The organism is Lactobacillus sp. UMNPBX15, from assembly GCF_002553785.1.
GTDB classification, from domain to species: Bacteria; Bacillota; Bacilli; order Lactobacillales; family Lactobacillaceae; genus Lactobacillus; species Lactobacillus crispatus.
Window position 1 is genome coordinate 1 of the sequence record NZ_PCYV01000046.1, and the last position, 12,161, is coordinate 12,161.

The 12,161-nt window shown below is 38.6% G+C and carries 7 protein-coding genes and 27 tRNA genes; all 34 read right to left on the reverse strand.

Annotated elements, in window-relative coordinates; genetic code table 11:
• Window positions 1–289 precede the first annotated feature (289 nt).
• Window positions 290–748 (reverse strand): SsrA-binding protein SmpB, encoded by a 459-nt coding sequence (gene smpB / locus CP366_RS09570; protein WP_005721136.1) that lies wholly within the window; start codon window positions 746–748, stop codon window positions 290–292.
• Window positions 749–760: 12 nt separating this feature from the next.
• Window positions 761–3,100 (reverse strand): ribonuclease R, encoded by a 2,340-nt coding sequence (gene rnr, locus CP366_RS09575; RefSeq protein WP_013085895.1) that lies wholly within the window; start codon window positions 3,098–3,100, stop codon window positions 761–763.
• Between the two features lie 72 nt (window positions 3,101–3,172).
• Entirely contained in the window at window positions 3,173–3,406 is a 234-nt protein-coding gene (secG, locus tag CP366_RS09580; protein WP_005722499.1) for a preprotein translocase subunit SecG, read from the reverse strand.
• A gap of 67 nt (window positions 3,407–3,473) precedes the next feature.
• Entirely contained in the window at window positions 3,474–5,534 is a 2,061-nt protein-coding gene (locus CP366_RS09585; protein ID WP_089148091.1) for an LTA synthase family protein, read from the reverse strand.
• Between the two features lie 74 nt (window positions 5,535–5,608).
• Entirely contained in the window at window positions 5,609–6,634 is a 1,026-nt protein-coding gene (locus tag CP366_RS09590; protein ID WP_057726955.1) for a lysylphosphatidylglycerol synthase transmembrane domain-containing protein, read from the reverse strand.
• On the reverse strand, window positions 6,634–7,677 hold the full coding sequence (locus CP366_RS09595; protein ID WP_005721128.1) for a glycosyltransferase family 4 protein: 1,044 nt from the start codon (window positions 7,675–7,677) through the stop codon (window positions 6,634–6,636). The genes CP366_RS09590 and CP366_RS09595 overlap by 1 nt, the downstream gene beginning before the upstream one ends.
• Window positions 7,678–8,856 (reverse strand): glycosyltransferase family 4 protein, encoded by a 1,179-nt coding sequence (locus CP366_RS09600; protein ID WP_057726956.1) that lies wholly within the window; start codon window positions 8,854–8,856, stop codon window positions 7,678–7,680. It lies immediately after the preceding gene.
• 119 nt (window positions 8,857–8,975) lie between these two features.
• Window positions 8,976–9,060, reverse strand: a tRNA-Leu gene (locus CP366_RS09605).
• 41 nt (window positions 9,061–9,101) lie between these two features.
• Window positions 9,102–9,172, reverse strand: a tRNA-Cys gene (locus CP366_RS09610).
• Window positions 9,173–9,195: 23 nt separating this feature from the next.
• A tRNA-Gln gene (locus CP366_RS09615) sits at window positions 9,196–9,267 on the reverse strand.
• A gap of 7 nt (window positions 9,268–9,274) precedes the next feature.
• Window positions 9,275–9,347 (reverse strand) — tRNA-His (locus CP366_RS09620).
• 12 nt (window positions 9,348–9,359) lie between these two features.
• Window positions 9,360–9,430 (reverse strand) — tRNA-Trp (locus CP366_RS09625).
• A gap of 4 nt (window positions 9,431–9,434) precedes the next feature.
• A tRNA-Tyr gene (locus CP366_RS09630) sits at window positions 9,435–9,516 on the reverse strand.
• Between the two features lie 6 nt (window positions 9,517–9,522).
• A tRNA-Phe gene (locus CP366_RS09635) sits at window positions 9,523–9,595 on the reverse strand.
• 6 nt (window positions 9,596–9,601) lie between these two features.
• Window positions 9,602–9,675: transfer RNA gene (locus CP366_RS09640), tRNA-Asp, on the reverse strand.
• A gap of 3 nt (window positions 9,676–9,678) precedes the next feature.
• Window positions 9,679–9,752, reverse strand: a tRNA-Met gene (locus CP366_RS09645).
• Between the two features lie 11 nt (window positions 9,753–9,763).
• Window positions 9,764–9,850: transfer RNA gene (locus tag CP366_RS09650), tRNA-Ser, on the reverse strand.
• A gap of 33 nt (window positions 9,851–9,883) precedes the next feature.
• Window positions 9,884–9,955 (reverse strand) — tRNA-Glu (locus tag CP366_RS09655).
• A gap of 755 nt (window positions 9,956–10,710) precedes the next feature.
• A tRNA-Ser gene (locus CP366_RS09660) sits at window positions 10,711–10,800 on the reverse strand.
• 2 nt (window positions 10,801–10,802) lie between these two features.
• Window positions 10,803–10,877 (reverse strand) — tRNA-Ile (locus tag CP366_RS09665).
• 6 nt (window positions 10,878–10,883) lie between these two features.
• Window positions 10,884–10,954, reverse strand: a tRNA-Gly gene (locus tag CP366_RS09670).
• An 18-nt stretch (window positions 10,955–10,972) separates the two neighbouring features.
• Window positions 10,973–11,045, reverse strand: a tRNA-Phe gene (locus tag CP366_RS09675).
• Between the two features lie 6 nt (window positions 11,046–11,051).
• A tRNA-Asp gene (locus tag CP366_RS09680) sits at window positions 11,052–11,125 on the reverse strand.
• Window positions 11,126–11,128: 3 nt separating this feature from the next.
• Window positions 11,129–11,202 (reverse strand) — tRNA-Met (locus CP366_RS09685).
• A 23-nt stretch (window positions 11,203–11,225) separates the two neighbouring features.
• A tRNA-Ile gene (locus CP366_RS09690) sits at window positions 11,226–11,299 on the reverse strand.
• 13 nt (window positions 11,300–11,312) lie between these two features.
• A tRNA-Met gene (locus CP366_RS09695) sits at window positions 11,313–11,386 on the reverse strand.
• A 30-nt stretch (window positions 11,387–11,416) separates the two neighbouring features.
• A tRNA-Pro gene (locus CP366_RS09700) sits at window positions 11,417–11,490 on the reverse strand.
• An 8-nt stretch (window positions 11,491–11,498) separates the two neighbouring features.
• Window positions 11,499–11,572, reverse strand: a tRNA-Arg gene (locus CP366_RS09705).
• An 8-nt stretch (window positions 11,573–11,580) separates the two neighbouring features.
• Window positions 11,581–11,666: transfer RNA gene (locus CP366_RS09710), tRNA-Leu, on the reverse strand.
• Window positions 11,667–11,677: 11 nt separating this feature from the next.
• Window positions 11,678–11,749 (reverse strand) — tRNA-Gly (locus tag CP366_RS09715).
• 10 nt (window positions 11,750–11,759) lie between these two features.
• A tRNA-Thr gene (locus tag CP366_RS09720) sits at window positions 11,760–11,832 on the reverse strand.
• A gap of 24 nt (window positions 11,833–11,856) precedes the next feature.
• A tRNA-Leu gene (locus tag CP366_RS09725) sits at window positions 11,857–11,938 on the reverse strand.
• Window positions 11,939–11,951: 13 nt separating this feature from the next.
• Window positions 11,952–12,024: transfer RNA gene (locus CP366_RS09730), tRNA-Lys, on the reverse strand.
• A gap of 4 nt (window positions 12,025–12,028) precedes the next feature.
• Window positions 12,029–12,101 (reverse strand) — tRNA-Val (locus CP366_RS09735).
• Between the last annotated feature and the right edge of the window lie 60 nt (window positions 12,102–12,161).

A 12,161-nucleotide genomic window follows, 5' to 3' on the forward strand; every position in this document is an offset into this window, starting at 1 on the left:
CCTTACATGTCTGTTTTTAAGCTCTCGTCGCATCTCTCGAAGCGACTTTATTAATTTACCTTATTTTCTCCGCTTTGGCAAGTCTTGCTCTTCGTTCGGATTTTTAATATGAATATTTCAATATCAAACGTATCTTAATACTATTATTCGTATCTATAATAATTTAAAAAACATTTAACTTGATTTTCTCTGCATTCTTCAAATTGTTCGAACATTACTTTGTGAAAATTAAAAAAACTTTTTTTAAATTTTTCAACAAAAAAAGTCTGAGATTCTTCTCAGACTCATTTTAGACACCATACTTGCGTCGAATATCGCGCTTCTGGTCTCTTTCTTTAATTGTTTGCCGTTTGTCATATTCCTTTTTACCTTGGCCAACACCAATCAATACCTTGGCAAAGCCATGTTTTAAATACACTTTAAGTGGAATAATTGCAATACCACGCTCTGATTGTGCTTTGGCCAAACGTGCAATTTCTTTTTTATGCAAAAGAAGGCGCCGACTACGTAGTGGTTCATGATTGTACCGATTGCCTTGCTTATATTCACTAATATGAACATTTTCTAGCCAGGCTTGTCCGTTGACGATCTGCACATAACCATCCCGCAAGTTGATTCTTCTAGCTCGTACAGACTTAATTTCGGTTCCAGTTAAAGCAATTCCTGCTTCCAATGTTTCCTTAATAAAATAGTCGTGTCGTGCTTTTTTATTTTGTGCAATTAAATTATCTTCTTTTTCTTTTTTCATTAAGATCAATCCCTAATGTTTAAAATTTCTCCGACCTCCACGGTTTCCATTACCTCGGCCACGGCCATGATCGCTGTGATTATTAAACTGACCACCACGGCGTCCGTGATTATTGCGAAAGCCACGGTTTCCACGACGACGATTATTCATTCCGCGATCGTTATGCTCATGCTTAGGCGCATTAGGATCATATATTTCAAAGTCTAACTGATGTTGTTCAACGTTAGCATTAATCAAGGTTACCTTAATTGGCATCCCTACCTTATATTGCTTATGAGTACCTCGACCAGTTAGCGTCAATGATTTTTCATTAAAACTGTAAAAATCATCAGTCAAATTCGAAATATGGATTAATCCCTCAATCGTATTTGGTAATTGAATAAACATCCCAAAACTAGTTACCGAAGATACTACCGCGTCAAAGTGTTGCCCCACTTGATCGGCCATATATTCTGTCATCTTCAAGTCATTTACTTCACGTTCAGTATCAATTGAACGTCTTTCTTGCGTTGAAGTTTGTTCTGCAACATCTGGCAAGTAACTAGCAAAATGCTTTTGCACTTCTTCATTAGTCCCCTGGTCTTGATATGCATGGATCATCCGGTGCACCATCAAGTCAGAATAACGTCTAATTGGTGAAGTAAAGTGAGTATAGTATTCTGCAGCTAAGCCAAAGTGTCCCAGTGCTTCTTCTGAATAATGCGCTTGCTTTAAGCTACGTAGCATCATCATTTGTACTACAGCTTCCTCTGGAGTATCTGTAGTTTTAGAAACTACTTTTTGTAAATCAATTGGCTTAACATTATTTGGATCCGCATGAATATTCAAGCCAAATGCGCTACAAAATTCAAAGAAAGTCTTGATTCTTTCGGCATCTGGTGTTTCGTGAACACGGTACAAGAATGGAACATGCTTTTTGAAGAAATCTTCGGCCACGGTTTCATTAGCCATTAACATAAATGATTCGATCATCTTTTCGGCAGTACCACGTTCATGCAAAACAATATCTGTTGGCTTGCCTTGATCATCAACAATAATTTTTGCTTCTGGTTCTTCAAAGTCAATAGCACCACGTTGATGACGTTGTTTATACAAAGCAGCATGCAAATCTGCCATTTCTTCAAGCATTGGTCGGAGTTTAACATACTTATCCTCTAAACCATTCATTTCGCCCTTAAGAGTTTTGTTAACCTTGTTGTAGGTCATTCGACCATGTGAGCGCATGACAGAAGGATAAATTTTATAACCTACTCTTTTACCTTCTGGCGTAATTTCCATGTCACATGACAAAACAAGCCGGTCCACGCCTTCATTTAAGGAACAAATTCCATTAGAAAGTCTAAATGGCAGCATTGGAATTACCCGATCAACTAAGTAAGTACTGTTGCCACGAGCAAATGCCTCTTCGTTCAACGGCGTATTTTCTGTCACATAGTGAGAAACGTCCGCAATGTGAACACCAAGGTGATAATTGCCGTTAGGCTTTTTCCATAAAACTACAGCATCGTCAAAGTCCTTAGAATCATCCCCATCGATAGTGACTGCAGGTTGGTCAGTAATATCTACTCTACCCTTTTTTTCCTCTTCAGTAACATGATCAGGAATAGCATTAGCTTGCGCCATTGCATCTTCAGGCCATTCAGTTCTTACATCATGTGCTGCCACAATTGACATAATGTCAACACCAGGGTCATTTTTATTACCAATAATGTTGACTACTGCACCAGTCATTGACTCAGGATTTTCCTCATCTGGATAATCCTTAATTGAGACCTTAACCATATCGCCCATTTGAGGGATCAAGCCATTTTCAGACAAATAAACTCGGTATTTATGCAACTTTTTATCGTTACTCAAAGCATAGCCGATAAAATGACTGATTTTTCTTTGCTCATCAGTTAGCGGATGAAATTCACCAACTAACGTTTCCAAACCATGTTCAAGGATCTCTTCAACTTGACCTTCTGGTCCTTTACCATTCCAAGGATTACCACCAGCAGTGATCTTTACTTTTACTCGGTCACCATTAACGGCATACTTGGTATAATCTGCGGCAACAAAGACGTCGTCCGCATTTTCATCATCTAATCTAACAAAGCCAAAGCCTTTATCATTAGCTCTGAATTCACCTTCAACTTCAGTATTTTCTTGAGCTAATTGGTATTGTCCTTTGCCATCTGTAATAATCTTTTTATCGTGCTCTAAAAAAGAAAGAGCCTTAATTAATTCAGTAAAATTACCTAATCTATCACGACGTGCTTCACGTTCAATTTGATCTACACGAAATTGTTTTTGTGGATTATGGCGAAAAATTTCTAAAACGCCGGCCAAAATTTTTTCGTTTTGTGCCATGCAGTTATTCTCCGATCTTTAAATTTAATAAAAAAAGCCTCCCCATCATATTTTGATCGGGAGGTACAAAATTTATTTTGAAGACATATAAGCTAAGATAATAGCAAAGACGAAAAAGAGTACCAATAAAACTGAGGTTACCTTTTCCATAAATGCTTCAAAACCACGTTTTTTGGTTTGCCCACTAAAAACGGCACCGCCAGATAAGGCGTTCAATGCATCTTGTTGTTTTTGTGGCTGCATCATTGTTGCAATGACAATTAAGATTGAAACAATGATTAGTAGCGTCATAACTAAATTATACAATGCGCTGCCTCCAATACACACATACGATTTACTTACCAAGTTTATCACAAATTACTAGTTTTTGCAGTTATTTTTTTAGTTCAGGCGCATCTGTCTTGAAATCTTTTTGCGTCGTTTTACGATGATTTTGATACCACAGTGAAGTTTTGCTTGGATCATCAAACAAACGTTTTAAAGATGGCGCCTTGTTATAGTCGTAATCCTTCGGCTTGACTCTAGTAAACCATTTTGGTTTATAGAATCGGAGCAGATTGCCATTAATTACACGATCTGACAAAGACAGCTGTGTAGTTACGGTGTTAGAAATTGCAGTTAATTTTTCTTTTAATTTCTTATTAGGTTTGATCCTTTCGCCCGTCTTGGTGTCATAATAATCGCTACCCACCTTAGAATATTCCGGAGTGATAAAGTCACCATTTCTTTGTGCTACAATTTGCGGTGCATTTTTGCTTAGCAAGTCATAGCCAAATTGGATCGTATCTTTGTCTTTGATCCCCAGCAAGTTCAGTAAGGTTGGTAAAACATCGATTTCACCGCCGTAGGTGTGATTAATGCCACCCTTTAGTCCTTTCATATGGAACATCAAAGGAACTCGCTGGAACTGCAAATTATCAAAGTCATTAAACGAATCTTTCTTAAGCAATTCTGCACTAGCCTTATGGTGATTACCTGAAATTCCATAGTGATCACCATAAAATACTACTAGTGTCTTCTTATCTAGGCCCGTCTTCTTCATCCAACGCATAAATTCACCAATTGCTTGGTCTAAATAATGCGCGGTCTGCACATAACCATCAACTGTTTCATCCCCAGTATTCGTTTTATCAATCGTCTGATTCTTTTTATCGATATTATACGGATAGTGGTTCGTTACAGTAATCATCTTTAAATAAAATGGTTGTGGTAAACGCTCAATGTACTTGATTGACTGATCAAAGAAAATTTTATCTTTTAAGCCATATCCGATATAGTAGCTTGGTTTGTTCTGATAGAAAGACAGTGGCATAAAGTATTGGTAGCCAAATGACTTATAAGCATTATTTCTATTCCAGAAGGAGCCAGCACCACCATGCATTACAGCAGTAGTATAACCAGCTTGTTGATGCAAAATGGCTGGAGCACTTTCAAAAGTATTAGAAGTACCATACGTAGACATTGCACTACCTGATTGTAGTCCGTATAAAGAATTTTCAAGCATCATTTCGGCATCAGAAGTCTTGCCTTGTCCTACTTGATTAAAGAAATTATCAAAACTAATGGTGTCTTTTTGATGATAAATCTTATTCAGATTTGGCGTTACCTCTTTACCTTTCCATTTGTAGCCAATCAGAAATTGTTGAAAACTTTCCAAATGGATGATTAACACATTTTTTCCTTTAGCCACGCCGGTGTAAGCGGGATTAGGTTTAACGTAATTTTCTTTTAAATAGTTTCTAACAGACTTCAAATCAGAAACATTAGCTTTGGCCATCTGTGCACTAGTTTGTGCTGTCTTATAGCCATCATAAATAGCATATTCATTGATTCCCAGATATTTGACGATGTAATTATTATCAAAAGTTCTCGTCAAAAGTCCAGAACGATCATTTTGGGCCATCAATAAATTCAGTCCCATTAAGCTGACAGCCAAAGCCTCAATTAACAAATTAACTTTTAGCTTCAGTGGACGAACATCCATCTTAATTACTTTGGTCGCCAATAACACGATAATTACAGCAATATCAGCAAAAGCTAAAAAATCGCTAGTTAGTGTAATTCCTGCAATACTTTTACCCAAATTATCGGAAGTCGAGCCTGATGTCTTAATAATTGAAAATGACAAAAAGTTTGAAAATTCGCGATAATATAAAATATTGGCAAATAACCACAGTGTTAGCAAAAAATCGATAACTAAAATAATCCAATAGGATTTACGTCCTTTAAAAAATAGCCCAATTCCCAGCAAAAGCATCCCTGAAGGAATCGGATTAATCAGCAATAAAAATTGCTGCATTGGACCAACTGCTCCTAAATTAAACTTAGTTAAATAGATAAAATAAGTTTTAAGCCAAAACAAGACTAAAACAATCGTAAAAAAGCCTAACTTAGTCTGTGTCAGCCACCTAAAAAAAGATTTAGTGTGTTCCACGCGCTTCTGCTCCTCTCATTACGGTAATTTATCTTACTACGAAATTTAGTAAGACACCGTTGTTTTAATAAAAATTAATCATTTTTTGTGCTTTTTATCTTTTTCGGCTTAAAAATCCAGCCTAAGATGCCGAGAAGCATACCGAAAAAATATGTTGAAAAGCGCCAAATAAACATAGCCAAAATTAACGCACCATGTGAAGAAATGAAGGTGGAGAATAACGTTTGGAAACTATATTCTGCCCCTCCTGACGCACCTGGAATAGGAATGATCGCCATAAACATGATAATCATTATATTCATTTGCGTAACTTGATACCAAGAACAAGGTACATTTAGCGCTGTTAATACCATAAATGGAATGGAGTAAAAGAAAAGTAGCTGCAATACTGTTAAAAGCGAGGCAACAAATAATTTCTTCTTTTCTTTTTTTAGTTTCTGACTCTCTGCATAAAAAGTATCAATCTTTTCTAAAGTAGCCTTACGCCACTTCTCAACTCGTTCCTTTTTCATCATTTTTGCCAACAAGTCCATTAACCAATTAGTTGCCTTTTTAGTAAAACGATAAGCAAACATAATTGCCAGCAAAAAGATAATTGAACTAACATGAATCAAAAAGCCAATTGCAATAAAAATTGCTAAACCAGCGAACTTAGTCATTACCATGTGAAAGCCAAAAATAATTGTAAATACATAGGCAAACAAAACAACGATCTGATAAATAATAAATTTCATCAGCAAAATTGAGGTGGAACGGCCGCCTTCCATGCCCATTTGAATCATTGCGGCTAGCTGTGATGGTTGTCCACCCGTGGACATTGGTGTAATTGCATTAAATAGAGCTTGAATAATTGGAATTCGCAAAAACGACCAAGCTGACCTTTTAGGCTCTTTCTTTCGATGAGCTAAAGTAGCTAAGATACCGGCTTCACATACATAGGACAAAAGCATTAAAGCAAAAACCATGATTAATGCAAAAATATTCAGGCCATGAGCTGCCCGTAATATTTCCGATATCGGTGTAGCTTTTAAATCTGCATATAGCACAAAGGCACTGATTGCTAAAACAACCAGAATGCCCCACAAATGTTTTTTATTCATTAATGTATTTGACCTAGCTCTTTTCCTAATTCATATTGCTCATGATAAAATTCGTCCCAAATTTTAGCTAAATGATCTTCTGAATACTGTTGACTTGCCTTACGCGATAATTCGCTGTATTTCTGCAAAGTTTGTGGATTGGCAACTACTTTTTGCAATACTTGATTCATTTCGCCAAAATCTTTCCCGCTTAGATAATAGCCATCGATAATTGCCTTATAAAGATCAAGGTCACGCAATAATACTGGTGTTCCACAACTGAATGCTTCCAAAACTGACATTGGAAACAATTCATCATATGATGGAAGAACAAATAAGTCTGCAATATTTAAATACTTAACTAACTTCTCTCGCTCTACAATTCCCGCAAACGTCATATTCTTAGGTGGATTGTCAACCATTTCTTTGTAATGATCATAGCCATCAGTGATTTTGCCAAACGAAAAACCGCCTGCCCAGATAAATTGAATATCGGGATTAGCTTGTGCCATCTTAACAAAGTCATCGATCCCCTTGCGTTCCTGTACTTGACCATCACCAAAAACAACAAATTTATCAAGTGGAATTCCTAATTCATGACGAAATGCGTTTTTGCTGGCCAATGATTCTTCATAAAATTCTGTTTTTGAAACAAAATTAGGAATATATCTAACCTTGTTCCGATCAATTCCATAGTTAACCAACTTATCAATAAAGATTGGATTAACTACAACAATTTGATCCATGCGTTTATAAAAATCAATTACATATTGATAAAAAACTTTTTTAGCTACGCCTGGCAACTTAATTGAGCCTTCTAATGTATCTGGTAAAAAGTGAACATAGCCAATCTTCCTGCCACGTGCTGGTGAAAAACTATTTGCGTAATAGGTTGGATTAATCGTGTGATAATGCGTTAAATCGCTATTGCCATATTTGTTAATCGTTACATAAAATTCGTCTACTAAGTGCGTCCTCAGAAGTTTAATCAATTCATTATAAGCTGAACCTACACCCTGTCCTTTAACAGAATCAGCTTGCGAGAACATATTAATTCTAATCATTTAGTTCCTCTTTTTAGTCTCCTCATCATGCTTAGTTTGATAGTGATCAATTGCATACTGATAAAAATCAGACACATTTTTAGCAAATTGATCAGCTGAAATCTTCTGTAATTTATTTTGCAAAAGTTCCTGCGGGATTCTTTTCGTCCCTTGCTTAAGCAAAGTAATAATCTCTTCTAACATTTCTTGTTGTGTAGTAAATGTCAGCCCAAAAATATCTTGATCAAAAATGTTTTCGGTATAGTCTGTGTCATAAACCACACATGGCGTACCTGCAGCTAGAGCCTCAATATAAGTCAACCCCTGTGTTTCTGTATCACTAGCTGAAACAAAAAGATCAGCCATTCGATAATAATTACCAACATCGCCATGCTCTACATTACCGACAAAAATAACGTAATTCTCTAGTGTTAATCGCTCTACCTGATCCTTTAACACATCAACATCAGGGCCATCACCTGCGATAACAAATTTCACATTAGGAAATTCATCAATAATTTCAGGCATTACGTTCAAAATATGATTAATCTTTTTTTCGGCTGCAATTCTACTTAAGGTTAAAATTACAGGCGCATCTTGATCAATTCCAAGTTCTTGCCGCACATCACGTTGAATATCGTTGTTCATGCCCTGCAAATCTACTCCAGTAGGAATCACCCTAATTGGTATTTGAACGCCATAGCGCCGTAATAATTCTTCAACTCGGCCACTAGGAGCAATACATCCATCCATATTTTTCAAATAGCTTTTAACAAATTGTCTAACATGATATGGACGAAGCAAATGCCCATTTAAAATATAGTGCAAGTAATCTTCATACATCGTATGGTAAGTGTGGATAGCAGGAATATCTAATTGATGAGCTACATATTTGCCAATAGTACCTAATGCAAATTCAGTTTGAGTATGAACTATATCAAGATTGACTTCTTTAGCTACTTTGGTTGCTTCAAATAGTCCTCTAAATGCTATTCTCCGATCGGTAAATGAGACAAAAGGAATACTGCTAAAACGAAATACATTCGGTTCTACAGTTCCTTTTTTCACGTTCGGATCAGTAGTAGTAAAAATAAATACATTATGTCCCTGCTTTTCCAACGCTTCTTTTAACGTTTTAATTGAAGTAGCTACGCCACTTATCTGGGGAAAATATGTATCGGTATAAAGACCAATATTCATTTGAGTACCTCCATATGTAGCATTATAAAGATTCCTGTATTCATGTGCAATTTATATAATAAAATGCTAACATTTTAAAATAAAAAAAGCGATCCAATAATTGGATCGCTTCATAATAATAGCGGTGATCGGGGTCGAACCGATACGTCCGTAATGGACACCAGATTTTGAGTCTGACGCGTCTGCCAATTCCGCCACACCGCCATAATATTAAATTTTAAAATAATCAACTTATTCGGTTGATAAGGCGGAGGTCGGATTTGAACCGACGATTAAGGTTTTGCAGACCTCTGCCTTACCACTTGGCTACACCGCCATAAGTTATGAAATTATTTAGAATTGGGATAGCTGGATTCGAACCAGCGCATGTTAGAGTCAAAGTCTAATGCCTTACCACTTGGCTATATCCCAATACTAGGGCGGAATGTGGGAATCGAACCCACGCATGCTGGATCCACAAACCAGTGTGTTAACCCCTTCACCAATTCCGCCATGAAGGTAAACAGGGATAGTAGGAATTGAACCCACACTAGCGGTTTTGGAGACCGATGTACTACCTTTATACGATATCCCTATTATGGAGGAGGGTGGATTCGAACCGCCGAACTCAGAGAGAGCGGTTTTACAGACCGCCGCGTTTAGCCACTTCGCTACTCCTCCAGATGATGGCGCGGGACGGAATCGAACCGCCGACACAAGGAGCTTCAATCCTTTGCTCTACCAACTGAGCTACCGAGCCATCTTACGGTCCATATGGGATTTGAACCCATGATCTCCTCCGTGACAGGGAGGCGAGATAAACCACTGCTCCAATGGACCAAATTGCGGGAGCTGGATTTGAACCAACGACCTTCGGGTTATGAGCCCGACGAGCTACCAGACTGCTCCATCCCGCGATATTCAATTAAGGAGGATGTGGGATTTGAACCCACGCGCGGCATAACCGCCTAACGGTTTTCAAAACCGTCCCCTTAAGCCACTTGGGTAATCCTCCATTGCTTAATGCCAAAAAATTAAATTGTGGCAATGACCCGTACGGGATTTGAACCCATGTTACGGCCGTGAAAGGGCCGTGTCTTAACCACTTGACCAACGGGTCATGTAACTCACTCAAGAGCACTTTATTATAATAACTAATCACATTTCAAAAGTCAAGAACTTTTTATTTATTTTTTTAATTAGCTATTACTATTGTGATCTCTCAATCACAACGTATTTAATATTAATAGATATTCAGTCAAAATGCAAGTACTTTTTTATTTTTTGTTGTAAAACATTTATATCTATCTTAATACTTCAAATTAGCTAGAGCAAAACAGCTTCTCTTATCTTTAATTAAATGATCTTTATAAATTGTTCCATATTAAACTGCTTCTTTATATCACTATGAAATCCCCCACAAAATTATTTTTTTAATATAGATCATACAAGAAGAAATTTAAAACAATCGGCTCTCCCTATGTTATATACACGATTATTGACTTGAATCAATGTCCAAGACTTTTACCCAAAAGAAGTGTAATAATTGCCATTAAGTCATTCAAAATAATATGCATTTAGGTTTATCAATAACTCAAAATTAAGGTTTTAACATCTTATGACGTGTTTTCAATGCAGAGAGAACTTAACGAACTCATCTCCTTCCATCCACTATACATACGGTTGCATATAAGACGATGCATTTGTAATTCCTTACTGTTTCAGCAGGTATTTACTCCTTTGTAAACGTCCCATACTCATAATATCATTGCTACTGGCTCTTAGTTCTAACACTTTCATCGGACTAAGAATGCCGCTCGGTACACAAAAAAACTGCTCTAGAAATTAATCTAGAACAGTTACTTTTCTATATAGCGGAGACAGAGAGATTCGAACCCTCGCACCGGAATAACCCGATCTACACCCTTAGCAGGGGCGCCTCTTCAGCCACTTGAGTATGTCTCCAATGGGCCTAAATGGACTTGAACCATCGACCTCACGCTTATCAGGCGTGCGCTCTAAACCAGCTGAGCTATAGGCCCATATAAAGCGGGTAACGAGAATCGGACTCGCGACTAAAGCTTGGAAGGCTTTCGTTTTACCACTAAACTATACCCGCACCTAATATAAAATGAAATGGCGCGGGACGGAATCGAACCGCCGACACAAGGAGCTTCAATCCTTTGCTCTACCAACTGAGCTACCGAGCCATCTTACGGTCCATATGGGATTTGAACCCATGATCTCCTCCGTGACAGGGAGGCGAGATAAACCACTGCTCCAATGGACCAAATTGCGGGAGCTGGATTTGAACCAACGACCTTCGGGTTATGAGCCCGACGAGCTACCAGACTGCTCCATCCCGCGATATTAATATAAAAGCCATATTATGGACCTTGTAGGACTCGAACCTACGACAGGACGGTTATGAGCCGTCTGCTCTAACCAACTGAGCTAAAGGTCCAAGCTTACAATTATAGCGGCGGGGGGGATCGAACCCTCGACCTCCCGGGTATGAACCGGACGCTCTAGCCAGCTGAGCTACACCGCCAAAATGTAACCAATCACCATTAGATTACAATCGGGAAAACAGGATTCGAACCTGCGACCCCCTGGTCCCAAACCAGGTGCTCTACCAAACTGAGCCATTTCCCGTTTTTAAGTGCGCCCTGAAGGATTTGAACCTTCAACCTTCTGATTCGTAGTCAGACACTCTATCCAGTTGCGCTAAGGGCGCATCATCAATGCCGGGGATCGGAGTCGAACCGATACGGTTGAAACCAACCGCGGGATTTTAAGTCCCGTGCGTCTACCAATTCCGCCACTCCGGCGTGTTGATGAAAGCGGAAGACGGGATTCGAACCCGCGACCCCCACCATGGCAAGGTGATGTTCTACCACTGAACTACTTCCGCGTAATATAAATGCCGATTATACGACTTGAACGTACGACCCCCTGTTTACAAGACAGATGCTCTACCAACTGAGCTAAATCGGCATATTGTCAATATGTGGTTGGCAATACGGGTGGTGGGACTTGAACCCACACGTCCGAAAACACTAGAACCTAAATCTAGCGCGTCTGCCAATTCCGCCACACCCGCATATATAGGGTCATGAGCCGTGAGGGACTTGAACCCTCGACCCACGGATTAAAAGTCCGTTGCTCTACCAACTGAGCTAACGACTCGATATGGAGGATACAGGGCTCGAACCTGTGACCTCCTGCTTGTAAGGCAGATGCTCTCCCAGCTGAGCTAATCCTCCATATTGAGCACGGCAGCTTCCTTTCCTCGCAGGCAGTTGCCCACCAACTACTTTCGGCGT

Excerpts from the sequence above, each read along its gene's own strand:
- smpB (WP_005721136.1), bottom strand. The coding sequence starts at position 748 with ATGAAAAAAGAAAAAGAAGATAATTTAATTGCACAAAATAAAAAAGCA.
- rnr (WP_013085895.1), bottom strand. The coding sequence starts at position 3,100 with ATGGCACAAAACGAAAAAATTTTGGCCGGCGTTTTAGAAATTTTTCGC.
- CP366_RS09590 (WP_057726955.1), bottom strand. The coding sequence starts at position 6,634 with ATGAATAAAAAACATTTGTGGGGCATTCTGGTTGTTTTAGCAATCAGT.
- CP366_RS09595 (WP_005721128.1), bottom strand. The coding sequence starts at position 7,677 with ATGATTAGAATTAATATGTTCTCGCAAGCTGATTCTGTTAAAGGACAG.
- CP366_RS09600 (WP_057726956.1), bottom strand. The coding sequence starts at position 8,856 with ATGAATATTGGTCTTTATACCGATACATATTTTCCCCAGATAAGTGGC.